Source organism: Streptomyces sp. NRRL S-337 (assembly GCF_000720175.1).
Taxonomy (GTDB): domain Bacteria; phylum Actinomycetota; class Actinomycetes; order Streptomycetales; family Streptomycetaceae; genus Streptomyces; species Streptomyces siderophoricus.
The window spans coordinates 1-20240 of the sequence record NZ_JOIX01000119.1; the positions used below are offsets into that span (position 1 = coordinate 1).

14 protein-coding genes and 2 pseudogenes are annotated in these 20240 nt (G+C 70.1%); 4 read left to right on the forward strand and 12 right to left on the reverse strand.

Features of this window, described 5'->3' with window-relative positions:
• Positions 1-135 precede the first annotated feature (135 nt).
• Positions 136-876 (forward strand): annotated as a pseudogene (locus IG62_RS0139070) (IS1380 family transposase); the annotation flags it as partial.
• A gap of 98 nt (positions 877-974) precedes the next feature.
• Positions 975-2364: pseudogene (locus IG62_RS42775) on the forward strand (SulP family inorganic anion transporter).
• Between the two features lie 384 nt (positions 2365-2748).
• Here the strand turns inward: IG62_RS42775 and IG62_RS0139080 are convergent.
• The 12 genes from IG62_RS0139080 to IG62_RS42780 all read right to left on the reverse strand — a co-directional run bounded on the left by IG62_RS0139080 (position 2749) and on the right by IG62_RS42780 (position 18962).
• On the reverse strand, positions 2749-5208 hold the full coding sequence (locus tag IG62_RS0139080) for a SpoIIE family protein phosphatase (RefSeq protein ID WP_030815374.1): 2460 nt from the start codon (positions 5206-5208) through the stop codon (positions 2749-2751).
• A gap of 165 nt (positions 5209-5373) precedes the next feature.
• A complete protein-coding gene (locus tag IG62_RS0139085) occupies positions 5374-6645 on the reverse strand; it encodes a PucR family transcriptional regulator (protein WP_051799192.1) in 1272 nt (423 codons plus the stop codon).
• The gene (locus IG62_RS0139090) at positions 6642-8057 is read right to left on the reverse strand and encodes a phytoene desaturase family protein (protein WP_030815380.1); all 1416 of its coding nucleotides are present in this window, start codon (positions 8055-8057) and stop codon (positions 6642-6644) included. Before IG62_RS0139090 ends, IG62_RS0139085 begins: the two co-directional genes overlap by 4 nt.
• Positions 8050-9801: a DUF3556 domain-containing protein gene (locus IG62_RS0139095; protein WP_030815383.1), complete on the reverse strand. Its 1752-nt coding sequence runs from the start codon at positions 9799-9801 to the stop codon at positions 8050-8052. The genes IG62_RS0139090 and IG62_RS0139095 overlap by 8 nt, the downstream gene beginning before the upstream one ends.
• A gap of 19 nt (positions 9802-9820) precedes the next feature.
• Positions 9821-11278 (reverse strand): class I adenylate-forming enzyme family protein, encoded by a 1458-nt coding sequence (locus IG62_RS0139100; protein ID WP_030815386.1) that lies wholly within the window; start codon positions 11276-11278, stop codon positions 9821-9823.
• A gap of 296 nt (positions 11279-11574) precedes the next feature.
• A complete protein-coding gene (locus tag IG62_RS0139105; protein WP_199812585.1) occupies positions 11575-12822 on the reverse strand; it encodes an acyl-CoA dehydrogenase family protein in 1248 nt (415 codons plus the stop codon).
• Positions 12819-13817 carry a 3-hydroxyacyl-CoA dehydrogenase NAD-binding domain-containing protein gene (locus IG62_RS0139110; protein ID WP_234326923.1) on the reverse strand — a complete coding sequence of 333 codons (999 nt, stop codon included), beginning with the start codon at positions 13815-13817 and terminating at the stop codon, positions 12819-12821. Before IG62_RS0139110 ends, IG62_RS0139105 begins: the two co-directional genes overlap by 4 nt.
• Positions 13814-14560, reverse strand: a complete 747-nt coding sequence (locus IG62_RS0139115) for an acetoacetate decarboxylase (RefSeq protein WP_030815395.1) — start codon at positions 14558-14560, stop codon at positions 13814-13816. The genes IG62_RS0139110 and IG62_RS0139115 overlap by 4 nt, the downstream gene beginning before the upstream one ends.
• Positions 14561-14579: 19 nt before the next feature.
• Entirely contained in the window at positions 14580-15350 is a 771-nt protein-coding gene (locus tag IG62_RS0139120; RefSeq protein WP_030815399.1) for a crotonase/enoyl-CoA hydratase family protein, read from the reverse strand.
• 26 nt (positions 15351-15376) lie between these two features.
• Positions 15377-16546: a CaiB/BaiF CoA transferase family protein gene (locus IG62_RS0139125; RefSeq protein ID WP_030815402.1), complete on the reverse strand. Its 1170-nt coding sequence runs from the start codon at positions 16544-16546 to the stop codon at positions 15377-15379.
• Positions 16547-16702: 156 nt separating this feature from the next.
• Positions 16703-17614 carry a LysR family transcriptional regulator gene (locus IG62_RS0139130; protein ID WP_030815405.1) on the reverse strand — a complete coding sequence of 304 codons (912 nt, stop codon included), beginning with the start codon at positions 17612-17614 and terminating at the stop codon, positions 16703-16705.
• A gap of 172 nt (positions 17615-17786) precedes the next feature.
• A complete protein-coding gene (locus tag IG62_RS42780) occupies positions 17787-18962 on the reverse strand; it encodes an ISAs1 family transposase (protein ID WP_234326925.1) in 1176 nt (391 codons plus the stop codon).
• A 144-nt stretch (positions 18963-19106) separates the two neighbouring features.
• Between IG62_RS42780 and IG62_RS46840 the strand changes: the two genes are divergently transcribed.
• Together IG62_RS46840 and IG62_RS0139145 are read left to right on the forward strand one after the other, a co-directional pair.
• Positions 19107-19268 carry a hypothetical protein gene (locus IG62_RS46840; protein WP_234326924.1) on the forward strand — a complete coding sequence of 54 codons (162 nt, stop codon included), beginning with the start codon at positions 19107-19109 and terminating at the stop codon, positions 19266-19268.
• Positions 19269-19452: 184 nt separating this feature from the next.
• Entirely contained in the window at positions 19453-20130 is a 678-nt protein-coding gene (locus tag IG62_RS0139145; RefSeq protein WP_030815408.1) for a hypothetical protein, read from the forward strand.
• Positions 20131-20240 lie beyond the last annotated feature (110 nt).

Here is a 20240-nt window from a genome sequence, read left to right on the forward strand (position 1 = left end):
CTCGGCATCGCCCGCCTGCACAACCTCACCCTGGCCGGATGACGGAGAAATGAGCTGCTCAAGCAGCATGCCGTAGATCATTTACGGGACAACCCTTAGGGTCCTGTTGGCTGCAGGGAAAGAAGCACTCTCCAGGTGAAGAAGCGTATCGGGTCGTACCCGCGTGTCCGCATCGAGGGCGGCGGCCGGGCGGTGGTCTCGCAGGCCGGGAGCGTGCTGCTGGTCGAGACCGTCCGCAAGGCCGGTTTGGACACCGCGATATCAGCGGCGCTGACGCCGTGGCGGAAAACTCGGATGGTGCACGATCCGGGCAAGACCCTGCTGGACGTGGCCCTGGCGGTCGCGCTGGGCGGGGACTGTCTCGCGGATGTCGCCATGCTGCGGGCCGAGCCGGCCGTGTTCGGGCCGGTGGCCTCCGACCCGACGGTCTCCCGCCTCGTCGGCACCCTTGCAGCCTCCGGGGAGAAAGCCCTGCGGGCCATCCGTGCCGCGCGGGCTGAAGTCCGCCGACCTGTCTGGCGGCTGGCCGGCCGGAAAGCGCCTGACGCGGGCGGGACCGTGACCGTGGACCTCGACGGGGTGCTGGTGATCGCGCACTCGGACAAGGAGGACGCCGCACCCACGTGGAAGCGAACCTACGGCCACCACCCGCTGATGGGGTTCGTCGACCACGGACCGGGCGGCACGGGTGAACCGGTCGCGGCCCTGCTCAGGCCGGGCAACGCGGGATCGAAAACGGCCGCCGACCACATCACCACCGCCCGCCTGGCCCTGGCCCAGCTGCCGAAGAAGTACCGGCGCGGGCGCCGGACCCTGATCCGCACCGATTCCGCGGGCGGCACCCACGACTTCGTCGCCTGGCTCGCCCGGCGGGGACTTCGGGGAGGGCCGCCCCGGCCTTCCTGCCTCCCCGCACGCCGTTACGACGACGTGCCCGACCACGACTGGTACTGCCCTCCTTGCCTTCTCCCGCACTGTCTCCTGCCGCGCGGCTGCGCGGCCTGAAGCCCGACTGGCTGTCCGATCCGAAGGTCTGGCGCACCGAGATCCTCGCCGGGCTCGTCGTCGCGCTCGCCCTGATCCCCGAGGCCATCAGCTTCTCGGTCATCGCCGGGGTCGACCCGGCGATCGGCCTGTTCGCCTCCTTCATGATGGCCGTCGCCCTCTCGATCGTCGGTGGCCGACGCGCGATGATCTCCGCGGCGACCGGCGCCGTCGCCCTGGTCATCGGCCCGCTCAACCGCGAGCACGGATTCGGCTACTTGGTCGCCGCCGTCATCCTGGCCGGTGTATTCCAGATCCTGCTCGGCGCCCTCGGGGTCGCGAAGCTGATGCGGTTCGTGCCGCGCTCGGTGATGGTCGGCTTCGTCAACGCTCTCGCGATCCTGATCTTCATGGCGCAGGTCCCGGAAATGACCGATGTGCCCTGGCCGGTCTATCCACTGATCGTCGGCGGACTGGCCCTGATGGTGTTCTTCCCGAAGATCACCAGGGTGGTCCCGGCGCCGCTGGTCTCCATCGTCGTCCTGACGGTCGTCACGGTCACCGCCGGGATCGCGGTGCCGACCGTCGGCGACCAGGGCGCCCTGCCATCCTCGCTGCCCACCCCTGGCCTGCCCGACGTGCCGTTCACGCTTGACACCCTCACCACCGTCGCGCCGTACGCGCTCGCCATGGCGCTGGTGGGCCTGATGGAGTCGCTGATGACGGCGAAGCTCGTCGACGACATCACCGACACCCGCTCCAACAAGACCCGCGAGTCCATCGGCCAGGGCATCGCCAACATCGTCACCGGGTTCTTCGGCGGCATGGGCGGCTGCGCCATGGTCGGCCAGACCATGATCAACGTACGGGTCTCCGGGGCCCGCACCCACGTTCGACTGGCACTCCATCGCGCCCAAGACCCTCCAGCGGGTGCCGGCGGGCGAGATCACCGTCATGGTGCTCACCGTCGCCGTCGTGGTCGCCACCCACAACCTGGCCATCGGCGTCGTCGTGGGCACCCTCACCGCCATGGTCGTCTTCGCCAAGCGGGTCGCCCACCTCGCCGACGTCACCGCGGTCGTCGACCCCGATGACACCCAGGTCGTCTACCGGGTCACCGGTGAACTGTTCTTCGCGTCCTCCAACGACCTGGTCGCCCGATTCCACTACGCCACCGACCCCGACAAGGTCGTCATCGACCTGTCCGCCACCCACGTCTGGGACGCCTCCTCCGTCGCCGCCCTCGACGCCATCGAGACCAAATACGCCCAACACGGCAAGACCGTCGAGATCACCGGGCTGAACGACCCCAGCGCCCACCTCGACGGCAAACTCAGCGGCGAACTCACCAACAGCCGCCGAGAGGTCGTTTTCACCTGATTTATGCGACTTCAAATGCCTCAGTGCTGCGCTCGCATCTCTCACGTGACAGACCCATGTGCGGCGCGACGAGAGCAATCACCCATACAGCACGTCTTGGATCGAGACAGGCTTCAGGGGATGAGACTGGCAATGCGGACTCACGCCGGATCTCGCCAGCCGCATTGGCGTAGCAACACCTCGGAAGTCACACCTCGGCGGGAGAGCGATTTGGGATGAAACAGGCTTCACCGATGAAAACGACCTCTTAGACCAGCCCCGGGCAGCAGCACCAACCTATTTCCGGCAGGCAAGTTGGGTGGGCGGGGGCCGCTGCCGGCGCCCAAGGGGGACCGCCTCGCCGGCGGGACATGCCGGCGGACGACGGTCTTGGTGCAAGCACACCTACCTCCTGGAATCAGCGGGCAGTGGCTGCTCCGTCCAGACGGTCTTGCCCTCGCGGGTGTACCGGGTGCCCCAACGCTCCGTGAGCTGGGCGACCAGGAACAGCCCGCGGCCGCCTTCGTCGGTGCTGCGGGCCCGGCGCAGGTGAGGCGAGGTGTGGCTGGAGTCGGCGACCTCGCAGATGAGGCACTGCTCGCGAATGAGCCGAAGAGTGACCGGCCCGGAGGCGTAGCGATAGGCGTTGGTGACCAGTTCGCTGGCGATCAGCTCGGTGGTGAACACCAGGGTGTCCAACCCCCACTCGGTGAGTTTGGCGGTGATCAGCTCCCTGGCCTGGGACGCGGCGGTCACGTCCACGGGCAGACCCCACGAGGCGACCCGCCGCGGGGGCAGCACCCGGGTTCGGGCGATGAGCAGGGCGACGTCGTCGGTGGGATGGTGACCGGGGACCAGCCGGTCCACTACCGCCTGGCAGGTGTGTTCCAGCGAGGTCGTGGGGCCGGTGAGCGTCTGGCGCAGCAGTGCCAGTCCGTCCTCGATGTCAGTGGGCGCGCCGTTGCGCTTGCGTTCCTGGACGAGCCCGTCGGTGTAGAGGGCAAGCAGGCTGCCCTCCGGGAGCTCCACCTCACGAGACTCGAACGGCAGTCCGCCCAGGCCCAGCGGCGGGCCAGCGGGCAGTTCGAGCAGATCCACCGTCCCGTCGGGGGTCACCACCGCCGGCGGTAGGTGACCCGCCCGCGCCATGGAACACTGCCGGGAGACCGGGTCGTAGACCGCGTACAGGCAGGTGGCCCCCGTCACCGGCGCACCGGCGGAGGGGTCTTTGCCGCTCACCTCCTGCTCGGCGGCGATCAGGTTGACCAAGTCGTCCAGGCGAGAGAGGACTTCGTCCGGTTCCAGGTCCAGGCCGGCCAGCGTGTGGACCGCGGTGCGCAGGCGGCCCATCGTGGCCGTGGCGTGGATGCCGTGCCCCACCACATCGCCCACGACCAGGGCGACCCGCGCCCCGGAGAGCGGAATCACGTCGAACCAGTCACCTCCGAGCCCGGGACCGACGTTGGCCGGCAGGTAACGGTGGGCCACCTCGACCGCCGGAAGGTCGGGCACCGTGCCCGGGAGCAGGCTGCGTTGCAGGGCGAGCGCGGTGCGCTGCTGCTGGGTGTAGCGGCGGGCGTTGTCGAGGCAGACGGCGGCGCGGGCGGCGAGCTCCTCGGCCAGCGTCAGGTCGTCCTCCTCGAACGGCTCCGGGCGTTGTGACCGCCACAGGCTCACCACGCCCAGCACCAGTCCGCGGGCGACCAGCGGCACCACCACCAGGGAATGGATGCCCAGGTCGAGGGCGCGCCTGCCTTGCTGCGGCGCCATGTCGTACCACTCCGGGGAGAGGGTCACGACGGGTTCGAGCAGCGGCTGCTGCCCGGCCAGACACCGGCCCTGAGGCGAGCGGGGGGCGAACGTGACCGGGGCGCCCTCGGGGAACGTGACCTCCAGCCCCTCGCGGGAGACGCCCCGGGCCGCAATCCGCACCAGCGGCCCCGTCACCCCCTGGGCGGGCTCGTCGCCGCCCGGCACGGCCTGCAGCAGGTCCACCGACGCGTAGTCGGCGAGGCTGGGCACCGCCACCTCCGCCAGCTCGCAGGCTGTCCTGGACACATCCAACGTGGTCCCGATGCGCGCACTGGCCTCGTTGAGCAGCGCCAGTCTGCGCCGCGCCCGGTAGCGGCCGGTGATGTCCTCGATCATCTCGGTGACCCCGAGGACGTGCCCGGCGGAGTCCTCCAGCCGGAACGCCGAGACGGACACCACCCGCTCCCGGCCGGGATCGCTGCGCAGCCGCAGGGACTGTTCCGTGGAGATCAGCGGCTTGCCGCTCTCCAGCACGCTGCGCACCCGTTTGCGGTCGGTTTCCGCGTCCTGGGCGACCAGCAGCTCGCCGGTGGACCGTCCCCGATGCTCGTCGGTCGACATCTCGCTGATCCGCTCGACCGCCCGGTTGACCCGTAGGACCCGCAGGTCCGGGCTGTGCACGACGATCCCGACCGGTGACCGGCGGAACAGCCCGTCGAGGATGGCACGGTCCCGCTCCCACTGGGCGACGTCCTCGGCGGGCGCGCCGACCAGGAACCATTCGCACACGCCGTCGCGCACGACCATGGAAGCCCGCAGACCCAGGTCCACCGGGTGGCCGTCGCGATGCCGTGCTGTCAGCAGCCCGGACCAGGCCCCGGCCCGTACGCGCTCCGCCAGCAACTCCCCGGTGGTCGGCACGCCGTCCGGCTTGACCAGGAAGTCGAGCGCCGGGCGGCCGATCGCCTCGTTGCTCCGGTAGCCCAGCAGCTCCTCGGCACCCGGGCCCCAGCCCACTAACGTGCCCCCGTGGTCCACCACTGCGCAGGCAGCGCGATGCAGCGCGAACGGATCCTCCGGACTCTGGCTGAACGTCGTCACCGGCCTGCCCATCGGCGCCACCTCGTACTCCTCGGACTCCTGGTACTGCTGTACTCCTCGTCCCGATCTTCCTACCGTTGGTGCCGGTGCGCGATAGTCCGGAACGGCCCTATCCCCATCAGGCACCATGCGGCCCTCGCAGGTGAGGACGACCCGCCGGGGCCGGGTAGCGCCTCGTCACCTTCTCTTGCGGCGCAGAACCTTCGCCCCGTGCCAGCGGCAGACGTTGAGGGCGAAGTGGAGGTCGAAGGCGTCGGCGTCGAGGTTGAGGTGGTAGTGGTCGACGGTCCGTTGAACGCGGTAGTGGACAGTGTTGCGGTGGACCATCAGCTGGTCCGCGGTGGCGGCGTAGCTTCGGTGGGTGGCGAGGAAGACGCGGAGCGTCTCGCGGAGGATTGCGTTGCGGGGGTCGTCGACGGCGAGGTCGCCGAGGGTGTCGGAGACGAAGTCGGCCAGTTCGCGGGGCTCGTCGACCAGGAGGGCGACGGGGGCGACGCGGGCGAAGGCTACCGCGCGGGGGGTGCTGGGGCCCGCGGAGAGGGCGAGGGCCTTGGCGCGGGCGGCGGCGCGGGTGCTGCGGCGGAAGCCGTCGAGTCCCGGGCGGACGATGCCGAGGGCGACCCGCACCGGTAGCGCGGCGTCGGCCAGTTCGGCGGCGATCGTGTCGGGGTCCACCGGGCAGTCGGGCCTGACGGCAAGCCAGATCCGGGCGTCGGCCTCGTCGGTGTGTACCAGCAGGGGGCGGCCCTGGGCGCGCAGGAGGGTGCACAGCAACGAGGCCAGCCGGTCGAAGACGGCGGCGGGGTCGGTGGTGGCCGCGGTGCCGTGGAGCCAGCCCTCGACGGCCACATGGCTGCCGGACAACCGGTGATCGAGGGCGGCCTCGGCCTGCCGCAGATCGACCTGGGGGTTGTCGAGGAGCTGGCCCACCCAGTACTGGCGCAGCATGCCGCGGGTGCCCACCCAGCGTTCGCGCTCCTCCTCATACACCCGGCCGATCTGGTCGCAGACCCGGTCCAGGTAGGCCGAGGTGAGGCTGACCAAGCTGATGACGGTGTCGGCCGGATCCGGCAGCCCCAGGCGGACCGCCTCCCCGAGAACGAGGTCCAGGCTTTGCGCATGTCCCAGGCGGTAGGCGCGCAGCAGGGCCGAGAGCGGCACGTCGCGCTGGGCGAGCCGACGAGCGTACGAGACGGCCGAGGCGGGCGCGTCCACGGTCTGCGGGTCGATGCGGTTGATGACGACGTGCAGGGCAGTGACGATGTTCTCGGTGATGCTTGCTTCCAGCAGCCCGCGCAGGGATTCGTCGTGTTCCAGCTGGGCGATTTCCGCCTCGGTGGTGGCTACCAGCTTGGCGATGAACTCGTCCCGGTGCGCCTGCATCACCTGGGCCGCGAGGACGACCGGGTCCGATGCCCCGTCCGCCGGCCGTTCCGCTGGGCCGTTCACCGGTCCAGGTACCGCAGCGCCGAGCGGGCGGCGTTCGCACCGCACATACCGTGCACCCCGGCGCCGGGTGGGGTGGCCGCCGAGCACAGGTAGACGCCGGGGATGCCGGTGCTGTAGGGGTCAGGGGCCAGCCGGGGGCGGAGCGCGACCTGCCGTGTGGTGTTGGCACCGGCGACGATGTCACCACCGACGAAGTTCACGTTGTAGCGGGCCAGTTCGGCGGTCGAGCGCACCGAGCGCCCCACGATCCGCTCCCGGAAGCCCGGCGCGAACCGCTCGATCTGGCGCAGCACCGCCTCGGTGGCGTCACCGGGATAGCCATGCGGCACGTGCGCGTACGCCCAGATCGGGTGGACGTCGCCGCGGGACCGGTCGGGGTCGGCGAGGTACTGCTGGCCGACCAGGACGAACGGGCGCTCGGGCATCCGCCCGCCGGCGGTCTGCGCCTCCGTGCGGACGACCTCCTCCAGGGTGCCGCCCAGGTGCACGGTGCCCGCGCGGCGGCATGCCTCATGGGTCCAGGGGATGCCTCCCTGGACGGCGAGGTCCACTTTGAACGCGGCCGGGCCGTGCCGCCAGCCACGGTAGGCCCGGCGTACCCGGCCGGGCAGCCGGTCGCCGCAGATGCGCGCCGCGGCGCCGGGCGCGGTGTCGAGCATGACGATCCGGGCGGGGGCGAGTTCGGCCAGGGAGTCCACCCGCACCCCCGTCTCGATGGTCCCGCCGAGTTCGGCGAGCATGGCGGCCAGCGCATCGGTAATGGTCCGCGACCCACCGCGGGCGACCGGCCAGCCGAAGCGGTGGGCGGCGCCGATGAGCATCAGCCCGACCGCGGAACTGGTCGGCCCGGTGAGTGGATACATCAGATGCGCCGCCGCCCCCGCGAACAGCGCCCTGGCTTCCGCACCACGCCAGCGCCGAGCCACCGCTGTGGCCGGCTGGAGCGCCCGGAGCCCGAAACGGGCCAGGGCCACCGGGTGCGCGGGCAGATGCGGCACCGGGCGCAGTACGTCCTCGGTAAGCGCCTCGAAGTCGTCCGCCAGCGGGGCGAACAGCCGCTCCCAGGCCGGGCCGTCCGCGCCGAGCCCGCGCACGGTCCGCTCCACCGAGCGGACCAGCACCCCGGCCCGGCCGCCGTCCAGCGGGTGCGCCAGATCGACCTCGGGCCACGCCCATTCGACGCCGTACCGTTCCAGGCCGAGGGTCCGCAGGAACGGCGAGCCGACGCCCAGCGGGTGCACCGCGGAGCAGTGGTCGTGCAGGAGGCCGGGAAGGGTCAGTTCGCTGCTCCGGGTGCCGCCGCCGATGTCGTCGGCGGCCTCCAGGACGGTCACCTTGAGCCCCCGCTGGGCCAGGGCGACGGCGGCGGCCAGCCCGTTCGGGCCGGCCCCCACCACCATCGCGTCACTCATGTGCGGCCGCCACCCCGGTCGCCGGTCGCGGTGCCCGGACGGGCTCGACGGGGATCACCGGCGCCTCGTCGTCGAGCCAGGGCTGGCGGGCCACCATGTCCCGCACGTTCACATAGCCCTCCTCGATCAGGCCGGTCGCCGCGTCCACGATGCGGTAGTGCTGGCGCGAGCGGTGCGTCGGCTGTGACTCCAGCAGGATGACGCGCAGGTCGCCCGGCGCGAAGCCGCACCGCTGCTGTACGGCGGCCACCAACTGCTCGTTGTGCAGATGGCCGTCGCCGAAGTTCCAGCCGAGGATCGCTCCCGCCACCGTCTCGCCCTCCCGCACATCGTAGGCCTCCACGTCGTCCAGGGCCCGGGGCAGCAGTCCGACCAGCGCGCGGCCGTGGCTGTGCATCGCACGGAAGGCCAGCCCCTGGTGCAGCACCAGCTCGGCGGCCTCGGCACCGTACAGGCGGGTGAGCTGGTCGACGGGCAGTCCGGAGGCTTTGAGGATGTGCTCGTTGAGCCGGTGCTCGGTGCCCTTGCGGAAGCACCACAAGCTGGTGGCCCAGTTGCCGGCGTAGTAGCGCATCGAGGGGAGGAACGACACGAGGTCGGGGCGGACGTGGCCGAGCAGCGGGACCACCACCAGGCTCAGCACCAGCACCGCGGCCAGCAGCGGGGAGTGCAGGGCGAAGGCGCCGACGGCCGCGTCATGGCTGAAGAGGACGAGCGCCGAGTAGATGAAGAAGACGTTCCACTCCAGCGGCACGGCCATCGGGAAGGTCGACATGATGTGCAGATGGAAGACGACCATCACGGCCAGGGCGATCGCGGTGACGGTCCCGCCGTGCGAGAGCACCAGGACCAGTGGCACCGCGTACTCGATGACCGTGCCGCCGTGCGCGACCGAGGCGGCGAGGGCGGACGGCCTGAGGTCGTCGGGGTAGTGACGGTAGAGCCGGCGCTTGAGCCAATCCGGGCGCATCGGACTGTTGCTGATCATCACCGCCACCACGAACGGGAAGTGGCGGTTGAGCTTGGACGAAGCGGCGCCCCACCACAGGGCGAGCATGACCAGTTTCAGCGCGGCGGTCATGTCCGCCACCGGGAAGAGGAAGACGACCAGCGTCAGGCCGTAGTGCTCCGCGCGGGCGGCGAGGAAGACGGTCTTGTCGCGCAGCCCGAGCAGCGCGAGCAGCGTCACGAGGACGGCGACGCGCCACGGAGCCAGGACGCCGACCGCGCCCGGGCCGACCGCGCCGCCCGGTGACCAGAGCAGCCACACCGCGGCTCCCAACCCCGCTGCGTACAGCGTCACATCGGCGGCCGTCCGCCGCGTCCCCGAGGTGAACGGGATCCTGCCCGGCCACGGCGGCAGCCGTACGGTGCCCGGCCGCAGCCAGTGCAGGAAGGCGCCGACCGGCGGCAGGAAGCGTGAGCTGAGCGGGCCCGAACCGCAGCCGAGGCCCAGGACCTCGTACAGCAGCGTCCAGACGACGAGTTTCTGATAGACGATCGGCTCGGCCCACCATGAACTGAAGTGCGCGATGCTGCCGACGCCGGGGTTCGCGGAGACGACGGCGATGCCGCCGAGGGCGTACGCCGTGATCTTCACCAGGTACAGCAGGTGCACGATGCCGGGGGTACCGAAGCCGTGCCTGACCCAGTGCTCGGCCAGCGGCCTGATGCGTTGCTGGTAGGGGCGGTTGCGCCACTGCTGTATGTCGACGTCCGCCATGTTCGGTGCGAGGAATCCCATGACTGTCTCCCGCTTCCGTTCAGCCGGCCGTGATCAGGGCGATGGTCCTGGCTCGGAGCGCAGGCTTGTCCGTCTTGCCGACGGGATTCCTCGGCAGTCGGTCGACGAGGGTGATCTCGGTGGGCACCTTGAACCTGGCCAGCCGGGCCCGGCAGTGGTCGAGCAGGTCGGTCGCGGTGGCCGACGCGCCTGCGCGCAGCGCCACGAAGGCCACGGGAACCTCGCCGAGCCGCTGTTCGGCGGCGCCCACCACGGCGGCTTCGAGCACAGCGGGGTGGTCGCCGAGGACGGTCTCGATCTCCTTGGGGTAGATGTTCTCGCCGCCCCGGATGATCATGTCCTTGATGCGGTCGACCAGCACCAGATAGCCGTCCTCGTCGAAGCGGCCGACATCGCCCGTGTGCAGCCAGCCGTCGACCACGGTGCGGGCGGTCTCCTCCGGGCGGCCCAGATAGCCACGCATCACGTTGGGCCCGCGCACCACCACCTCACCGGTCGTCCCCGCAGGCACGATCCGGCCCAGCGGGTCCATCACGGCGACCTGCTGGCCGGGCAGCGGCAGTCCGACCGTGCCCGGCTTCCGCGGGCCGTCCAGCGGGTTGGTGGTGGAGGCGCAGGTGCCCTCGGACAGGCCGTAGCCTTCCAGGATCGGGATGCCGTAGCGACGCTCGAACCGGTCGATCAGCGCGGGCGGCATCGGGGCCGCCCCGCAGGCGGCGAACCGCACCGACGACGTGTCGGGCGGCATCTGGCCCGGCAGTTCGGCGAGCATCGAGTAGATCGCCGGGACCGCGGAGAAGCAGGTCGGGCGGGCCGCGGCGACCACGTCGAAGAAGGTCTCGGCCCGGAACCGCCCGGCCACCGTGACCCGGCCGCCGGCCAGCAGCGGGGACAGCACGCCTACCACGATCCCGTTGACGTGGAAGAGCGGCAGGATCAGCAGGCTGTGGTCGGCCTCGGACAGCCGGGCGGCCTCGATCATCATGCCCGCCATGGCGGCGAGGTTGGCGTGGTCGAGCATCACGCCCTTGGGGCGCCCGGTGCTGCCGCTGGTGTAGATCAGCAGGGCGAGCGCATCCGCGTCCGTCTCCGGTGCGGCCGCGTCTTCGGGCCCGGCGCCCAACTCGGCCACCGTGAGCGCCCCGTCGAGCGGCGACGGCTCGGCGGTGACGACCACCGCGGCACCCGCGTCGCCGAGCTGGTATCGCACCTCGCCCTCGGTGAGCGCCGGGTTGACGGGGGTCACGGTCGCACCGAGCCGCCAGGCCGCGAAGAGCGCGACGACGAAGTCCGCCCTGTTGGGCAGCAGCAGCGCCACGACGTCCCCACGTCCGACGCCCCGCGACCGCAGGCTCGCCGCGGCCCGGCGCACCCGGCAGGCGAACGCCGCATTACCCAGAACTGACGCTTCGTCAGCGATGCAGGGGCCGTCCGCGTCCCTCCGGGCCCGCAGATCCGGCAGTTGCGCGATATGCATGTCCGCTCCTCGAAGTACGTCGACGGCCGTCGGGCGGACGCAGTGCGCGTCCCGACGCGGGACGGATGTCCGGTACGTGAGGAGAGACGGTACGAATCTGCGGCGCCGCCGGCCCATGGGCGCGGGCGACGACGCTCGGGCCGGTACTTGTGCGCGGCGCACGAAGCCGGGTATCACGCAGGACCGGTCCGCGCCGGGGCACGTGGCTCTCGGGCCGGCGCGGCACACCCACACTGGTCCGCGCCGGCGCCGAGGCACGGTGGACTCGGGGCCGGCGCGGGGTGGGGGAGCCGCCGTCAGACGAAGGCGCTCTCGCCTGTGATCGCCTTGCCGACGATGAGCGTGTTCATCTCACGGGTGCCTTCGAACGAGTAGATCGCCTCGGCGTCGGCGAAGAACCGGGCGATGTCGTAGTCGAGGACGATGCCGTTGCCGCCGAAGATCTCCCGGCACCACCCCACCACCTCGCGCATCCGCGAGGTGACGAACGCCTTCGCCAGCGAGGAGTGCTCGTCACGGAAGACGCCGGCGTCCTGCAGCCGCGCGAGCTGGACCAGCATGCCCCAGCAGGCGGTGATGTTGCCCAGGCTCTTGACCAGCAGGTCCTGCACCATCTGGAACCGCGCTATCGGTCGGCCGAACTGCCGGCGTTCCTTGGCGTAGTCCAGCGCCAGCTCGTAGGCGCCGATCATCACGCCGAGAGCCTGCCAGGCGACCCCGCTGCGGGTGGCACGGAGGATCTCCGCCACATCGCGGAAGGAGTCGATCCGCTGCAGCCGGTTGGCCTCGGGCACCTTGACGTCGGTCAGGGTGATCTCGGCGTTCTCCACGATCCTGAACGCGATCTTGTTCTCGATCTTCACGGGGGAGAAGCCCGGGGTGCCCTTCTCCACCACGAAGCCCTTGACCTTGTCGTCCGCCTCGTCGCGGGCCCAGACGACCACCAGGTCGGCGAACGTCGCGTTGCCGATCCACCGCTTGGCCCCGTTGAGCACCCAGTTCTCCCCGTCCCAGCGGGCGGTGGTCCGCATCCCTCCGGCCACGTCGGAGCCGCCGAGCGGTTCGGTCATCGCGAAGGCGCCGATGCTCTCCAGCGCGGCCATCGAGGGCAGCCAGCGGTCCCGCTGCTCCTGGTCGCCGCCCCGGTAGATGCTGTACATTGCCAGGCCGCTGTGCACGCCGAAGAAGGTGGCGCTGGAGGCGTCGGTGCGGGTGTACTCCATCGACAGCATGCCGATCAGCAGATTGCTCCCCGCCGGCAAGGGGTCGCCGTATCCCTCGTAGGGGACGCCGGCGAGGCCGAGCTCGCGGAACCTTCCGATGAGCTCGGGGGGAAACTCCCCCTTGGCCCAGTACTCGTTGACCAGCGGCTTGACCTCGGTGCGCAGGAACGCCCGGGCCCGCAGCAGCAGTTCGCGCTCGTGCGGCGGCAGCAGCGACTCGAAGTCGTAGAAGTCCGCGGCCAGGCGTTCGTCGACGGAAGCCTTCGCGTATGCCTTCTGGGACGCCTTCTCGGATGCCTTCTCGGGCAGCAGGGCGGTCATGACCGGTTCTCCTTCTCCACGCTGATGACGCTGTCCCGGGCGGACAGCACGGCGATCTGCTTGGCGTCGCGCTCCCGGCTGAGGTCGGCGTAGGAGCGGGAGCCGTACGCGTCCTCGACGGCCGCGACGAGCCGTTCGGTCTGTTCGGGACTCTGCTCCGGGCGGCCGAGCGAGTCCCACATCTTCTGCATCGATACGCCGATGTGCTCGGCCATGTGCCGGTAGCCGCCGGGGCCGCCGCCGAGGTGCGCGCCGAGGAAGGGACCCACCGTCGCCCAGCGCAGGCCGAGCGAGTTCACCACGACGGTGTCCAGGTCCGCCGGGCTGACGACGCCCTGCTCGACCAGGTAGATCGCCTCCCGGCTGAGGGCGTTCTGCAGGCGGTTGCCGACGAAGCCGGGGATCTCCTTGCGTTCCACGACCGGGACCCGGCGGACGAAGCGGTAGAAGTCCACGGCCCGCGCCACGCTCTCCTCGGAGGTGCGCTCCCCCGGCACCACCTCCACCAGCGGCACCAGATGCGGCGGGTTGAAGGGGTGACCGATCAGGACCCGGTCGGCCTCCTCGATGGTGTCGGTGAACGCCGTGGCGGGGATCGCCGAGGAGGAGCTGAGCAGCAGCGCGTGTGCGGGGGCCGCGCCGACCAGGGTGGTGAACAACTCCCGCTTGAAGTCGGCGTTCTCCGGCCCGTTCTCCTGGACGACGTCGGCGTCGCGCACCGCGTCGGCGAGATCGTCGGCGATGTGCACCCGCTCGGCGAGGCCGTGCGTGTCCAGGCCCTGCGCGGCCAGATGGTCGGCCGCCCGGTCGAGCGCCTCGTTGACTGCCTCGGCCAGGTCCGGCCGCGGGTCGGTGACGCGTACCCGCATGCCGTGGCCGGCGAAGAGCGCGGCCCAGGACAGGCCGATCGTCCCGGCGCCGACCACCGCGGCGGTGGTGAATGGCTTGGTCATCACATGTCTTCCTTCTGCTTCCGTGGCCGTGGCCGCGCTCACCGCGCGGGGTGAGCCAGGTAGTCGTGGACGGGCTTGACCGGCGCCAGGGTCAGATCGGTCAGGATGTGGCTGGCGGAGACGATCTCGCGCACCGGCAGGTCGGCAAGCGGTGCCAGCGCGTGGTCGCACAGCTGCAGCCGGGCAGGACCGGTCCAGGCGCCCTTCACCGTGATGTCGGTGATCTCGGTGCGCACCAACTGGGCCACCTGCGGCGCCCCGTCGAAGCCGGGGACCAGCTTCAGCATGTAGGTCGGCACACCGACCTGGGCCACGGCCTCCTCGACCGGCAACTCGTAGTGCTTGTAGCCCATCGTGGCGGCGGCCACCCGAAGCGTGCCGACGTCGAGGACACCGACCAGCGCGCCGTGATCGACGTAGAGGGCAGGCGATCCTGCGGTCTTGGGGTAGGCGCTGGCCTCGCGGCCGGACGTGATGGCCGGAAGGTTGTCCAGGTACATCGCGTGCAGGTACTCGCCCCGCTCACCCTCGTAGCGGACCGGGATCGCCTGGCCGGACTCGGTGTACGGTCCGTACCCGCTGACGTCGCCCATGCGCATGACCTCGAAGCGCACCAGCGGCTCGTCGATCTCCAGCGGTTCCGGTACCACCGCGCGCAGTGCGTCGTAGTCGGTGCGGTAGACGATGTTGAGGTACTCGCGGTTGTTGAACCGCGGTACGACCGGCGGATAGGCCGGGTGGGTCAGTGGCGTCGCGATGTGCCGGGGCACGTCCTGCTGTTTCATCGTGTTCCCCTTTCGTGTCCTACTGGCCCTGCCAGACCGGGGACCGGCGCTCGGTGAAGGCGGTCATGCCCTCACGTACGTCCGCGGAGGCCGCGAGCCGGGCCATCTGCTGCCCCTGCACGGCGAATGCCTCCGCCTCCGGCGCGCCGTCGGCGGCGCGGACGAGTTCCTTGACGGCGGCCAGCGCCAGCGGGGCGTTCTGCGCGATCCGCTCGGCCAGTTGCAGTGCGGTGGCGACGGTCTCCCCGGCCGCAACCACACGGTTGGCGATGCCGAGCTGTCCGGCGCGTTCGCCGGAGACCGGTTCCCCGGTCAGCAGCAGTTCCATCGCCAGGTGGTACGGGATGCGCTGTGGCAGACGGATCACCCCGCCGCCCGCTGCGATCAGCCCGCGGCTGACCTCCGGGAGGCCGAATCGGGCGTCGTCCGCGGCGACGATCAGATCGCAGCCCAGGGCGAGTTCGAAGCCGCCGCCCATGGCCCAGCCCTCGACGGCGGCGATCAGCGGCTTGGTCGTCCGGGCCTGGGTCAGGCCGCCGAAGCCGCGCCCCGGGATCTCGGGCGATTCACCGGCGAGGGCGGCCTTGAGGTCCATCCCGGCACTGAACGTGCCCTGGGCGCCGGTGAGCACGCCGGCCCGCAGGGCGGGGTCCGCCTCCAATTGGTCGAGGGCCGCGGACAGTCCGGCGGCGACGGCCGCGTTGACCGCGTTGCGCGCCTTCGGCCGGTCGATGGTGATGAGCAGGGACGAACCGATGGTCTCGGTCCGCACCTCGGTGTTGCTGCGCATGGTGTGAGTCCTTGATTGGCGGTGGGTCAGCGGCCTGCGGCGAGTTCCCGGAAGACCTCGTCGGTGTGCTGGCCGGGCAACGGGGCGGGCCGGCGAACCGACCCCGGGGTGGCGGAGAACCGCACCGGGATGCCGACCGAGCGGATGGCGCCCTCGCTGGGGTGGTCCACCACATCGAGCAGCCGGCCGCCGCGCACGTAGGGGTCCTCGGCGGCCCGGTCGAGTTCGAGCACGGGCGCCATCGGGATGCTGTGCTTGGCGCAGACCCGCTCCCACGCCTCGGTGGTCAGGCTCGGCGAGCACTCCCCCACCAGCTCCATCAGGGCATCGACGTCGTCATCAGCGATGGACTCGCCGTTGACGCGCGGGTCTGCGGCGAGGTCAGCACGTTCGGCGGCGAGGAAGAAGTCCCGGAAGTTCTGCGGGTTGTACGGCATGACGCAGGCCAGGCCGTCCTCGGTGGGCACCGCGCGGTGCCCCCTCTTCATCGACAGCGGGAACCCGGTGGGACCCTCCGGCGGTTGGAAGACGTGGCCCGCCAGGTGCTCGACGAGGTTGAACGCGATGAGCGTGTCGGTCATCGGGATCTCGATGTACTGGCCGGCGCCGGTACCGGCGCGGTGGACCAGCGCGGCGAGCACCGTGTAGACGATGGTGAGCGCGCAGACCTTGTCGCCGATGATCGTCGGTAGGTACGCCGGGGTGCCCAGCGCCCGGTTGGCCACGTCCACCAGGCCGGAAGCGGCCTGCACGGTCTCGTCGTAGGCCGCGTTGCCGGCCCGGTCGGAGTCGCTGCGGAAACCCTGAGCGTGGGCGTAGACCAGGCCTGGGTTGCGGGCGGCGACGTCGGCGTGGCCGAGGCCGAGGCGGGCGAGCGCGCCCGGACGCATGTTGGTGACCAGCACGTCGGCGCTATCGATCAGCTCCAGGGCCCGTGTCCGGTCGGCGTCGTCCTTCAGGTTCAACGCCACGCTGCGCTTGTTGCGGTTGACGTTGAGGTTGAGCGGGGTCATGCCGGGTGTGGTGCGGTAGGGGCCCACCCGTACCGTGTCGGACGGGGACTCGATCTTGATGACGTCGGCGCCCAGGTCGCCCAGGATCTGCGCCGCATAGGGCCCCATCACCACCGTTGACAGATCGATCACCCGCACGCCGTCCAGCGGACCTGTGATGCCGGCGGCCGTGATATCCATCATCACTCCTGTTCACGCAGTAATTTCATCGCGAATGTTTCCACCGGCGACGTTATGCGTGAACGAGCCCAAAGGGAATGATCAACTAGCGAACAAGGGCATGACCGCAGCGGTCATACCTGTTCCAGTAAACCCCCGAAAAGTGTGGCCGAAAGCCGGTCAGACGGAGATGACCTCGCTGAAGATCTGCCGCGCCCGGCCGGCGACGTCACTCAGATCTCCGTCGGCACTCGCCCGATCCCTGCGGAACAACAGCCCTGTTGTCAAGGCCGGTTGGAAGTCATCGACGGGCAGCACGGCCACGTTTTCCAGCCGGTACAGATGCATCGGACTCTCCGGCGAGAGCATGGTCATCGAGAACGCGATCCCGGAGGAAATCAATTCCGAGCTTCCGGAATAGTCCGCCATATTGATGCGGATTCTTTTCTTCACGCCGACCGAATTCAGTCGGGCGTCGATTTCCTCGAAATATGCCGGGGTGACGTCGTTCGGTGTCGCCACATAGGACAGGTCGGCCAGCTCCTCCAGGGTCACCGACGCCCGCCCCGCGAACCGATCAGCCGGCACCGCGGCACCCAGCCGCTCGCGCATCACCTCGATGATCTCCAACGCCGGATCGGAGACCGGCAGCCGGGCCAGCGCCATCGCCAGCCTTCCGTCGTGCACCGCCTCCGCCAGGTCCGCCGATGTGCCGGGCCAGCGCTTGAGTTCGCACACCTCCTGACAGGCGTCCTCCAGCAGGCGGACTCGCTCCCGCAACAGCGGATGCACTCCGGCGGGCATCCCGATGAACAGCCTGTCCAGCCGCGGGCGCACCGCCTCGCTCAACCGCCACGGAATCGAGTTGACCTGCTCCAGGATGTCGCGCGCCATCGGCAGCAGCGCGGCACCCGCCGTGGTCAGGTCGACCCGGTGGGTGGTGCGCTCGAAGAGCTCGTAACCGAGTTCGCGTTCCAGATCCTTGATCCGCTGGCTCAGCGGAGAGGCCGCCATGTGCAACCTGCGTGCCGCCTGGGAGAAGTTGAGTTCCTCGGCCACGGCAACGAAATAACGCAGGTGCAGAATGTCCACGCCGGTCACCCTACCCATGCCAAGAGCCCCCGACGGCAGGGCGTCGAACGCAGGCCGTGGGCGGCCGCAGCCCGCGGACCGTCCACGGGCCGTAAGTCGAGTCAGCCGGAGACCACGGGGGCGAGACGGATGAACTCCTGAAGGCGGGCAGCGCCCATCGCGACGACAGTCATCAGTACTCACCCTCCCGAATCCTGATCACGGCGGTGGCGACCCACCACGTCGCCCTCCGACAGCTACTGGACCGGGGCCGCAAGCAGGGCTTGATCAAGTTCCGTAGGTGTCCGGATCGTTGGTGATGCCCAGGATGGGGAGTGCTCGCTTGGGTTCGTCGCGGATCGCTCGGGTGGTCTTGGATGTGGTGCGAGGAGTTCTCGATTCCCCAGTGTCCGCGGATCGCGGTGGCCAGGTCGGCAGGGCCGGCCTGGTGGGCGTGGAGGCTGGTGACCGCGTAAACGCTTTCGCGGGTCTCGCGTGCGCCGGTCTGCTTGCGGCGGCGGTGGACGCGGATGGCCAGGAGGGCGTGGGGGAAGGCGATTCCGCCGAGTCCGTCGGAGATCCCGCAGGTCTTGATCGAGCGGGACTCGCGGCGTCCGTGTCCGGTTTCGGAGGCGGTGTGCTGGACGGGGATGCCCTGCCAGGGCAGGCCCGCGATCTGGCGGTGGGCGACCGGCTGGTTGGTTTTGATCACGGCGATGTAGTGGGCCCTCTTGATCTCGACCAGCCAGGAGATGTTCGCCTTGACCGAGTGGAGGGCGTCGAAGGTGACGACGGTGCCGGCCAGGTCCAGCGGCGCCAGCAGCGGTCGGAAATGTGAGGTCTCGTTCGTCTTGGTGCCGACCTCCACCTGGGCGAGGGTCACGACGGTGCCGTGGGTGACCGCGGAGAGCAGATGCCGGCGCGTCGCGGTCAGACGGGCTGCCCCCTTGAGGGCTTTGCCGTCGACAGCGATCACCCGCGGCAGCCTGGACGCGCAAGCCGACATCGCCTGGTCGGGTCCGGTGGCGGCGCGGTGCCGGTCGGCCAGGTAGGCGCCCACCGCGCGGTCCAGGGCATCCCCGTCGACAGCCGCCAGCACACGGCCGATCGTGGCCGGCGACGGAGCGTGCCGCCATCCGGGCAGGTGACGTCGGATCCCGATCACTGTCAGCAGTGCGCTGGAGGCACGCTGGCCCCATTCGGCGAGCTCCTCGATGCTCCTCGCTCCCGAGACAACCGCGCAGGCACATACCAACAGGATCGCCGTCAGCGAGTACCACCGGCCGCGCCGTGCGCGCGGGTCGGGCACCGAGTCGAAGTAGGGGCGCAGATCAGCGATCCCTCCGGCGTCCAGCGGACCCAGCTTCATCAGCACGGCAGGGATGGGAGAAGATGCAGCGGCAGGCACGGGCAACCTCATGATCATCGGGCTTAGTCACCACGATGATCACCAGGCCCGTGCCTGCCCTTGCTATGCGCCCCAACCGGTCACAACCCGACCACTCGGACGCCCTTGGAACTTGCAACCGCCCTGACCGCACCCCGCGCCATGGCAACCCTCCGCAACCTCGCCATCGGCGCACTGAAAACCCTCGGAGCCGACAACATCGCCAAGACCACCCGAGCGATCCGCGACGAACCCAAGCGAGCACTCCCCATCCTGGGGCGAGGCTAATTGATCGTTTCAGAATGAGGTGCGGAGACATCTCAAACGAAAGCCGGCCAGAAAGAGCAAGTACGTTTTGAGGAAGCCGAGTTATTTGGTGCAGGGGCTGATCGTGTGGTTCGGCGGCCGGGCAACCGCTACGCTGCCGATAGGTGACAAGGTGTCACCGAAATAGCGGGGGCGTTGAACGGCAGTGGCCACTGACAAGGCGAACGACGACCGGCAAAGCATGCAGGCTCAGGACGGAAGCGGCACACATCAGGGCGGCAACGGCTGGTTGGCGGACCACAAGGCAGCCTGGATCGGTGCCGTCGCAGCCGTGGTGGCGGCGCTCATCGGGCTGCTGGGCACTGTGCTGGGTAATCAGCACGACGACGGCAGCTCCGCCGCGGACTCTCGACCGTCGGCAAGCACGACTTCCGCCGCCGCGACGTCCCCGGCCATTGGCGAGCGGTCCCCCAGCGCGAACACCGGCCCGGCCGACGTGCAGGAGAGCGGCGGGGTGCAGTGGCAGGGTGTATTGGCGCTGGACGATCAGCCTGCGGGAAACAAGGACCTGGATACGACGCAGCCGGTGTCATCGGGGAACCCACTGGACGACAAGACCGACCTTTACGGCTACTTCGGTGAGATCAGGGCCCGCAACAACGCAAAAGCGTCTCTGTGGACGGGCAGCGACCTCCCGGACTACGCGGACTGCGTCAGCACCGTGGATTCCGCCGGCGCCGAGGCGCAGCGCGTGAAGGTGGGCACTGTTCTCTGCATCAGGACCAGCGAGGGACGGGTCGGGCGGCTGAAGGCGACCGCAGCGGACGGCAGTACCACGTCTATGCAATTCGAGGGCATCGTGTGGGGCCGCGCCGCGCACTGAAGTCCTGGGCCCTAAGGGTTGTCCCGTAACTGCTGGTCATGGGTGAGATGATCTGGCTGTGTCTGGTGTGATCACGGCGTCGGAGCCGTCCTGGATAGGACCGTTCAGCG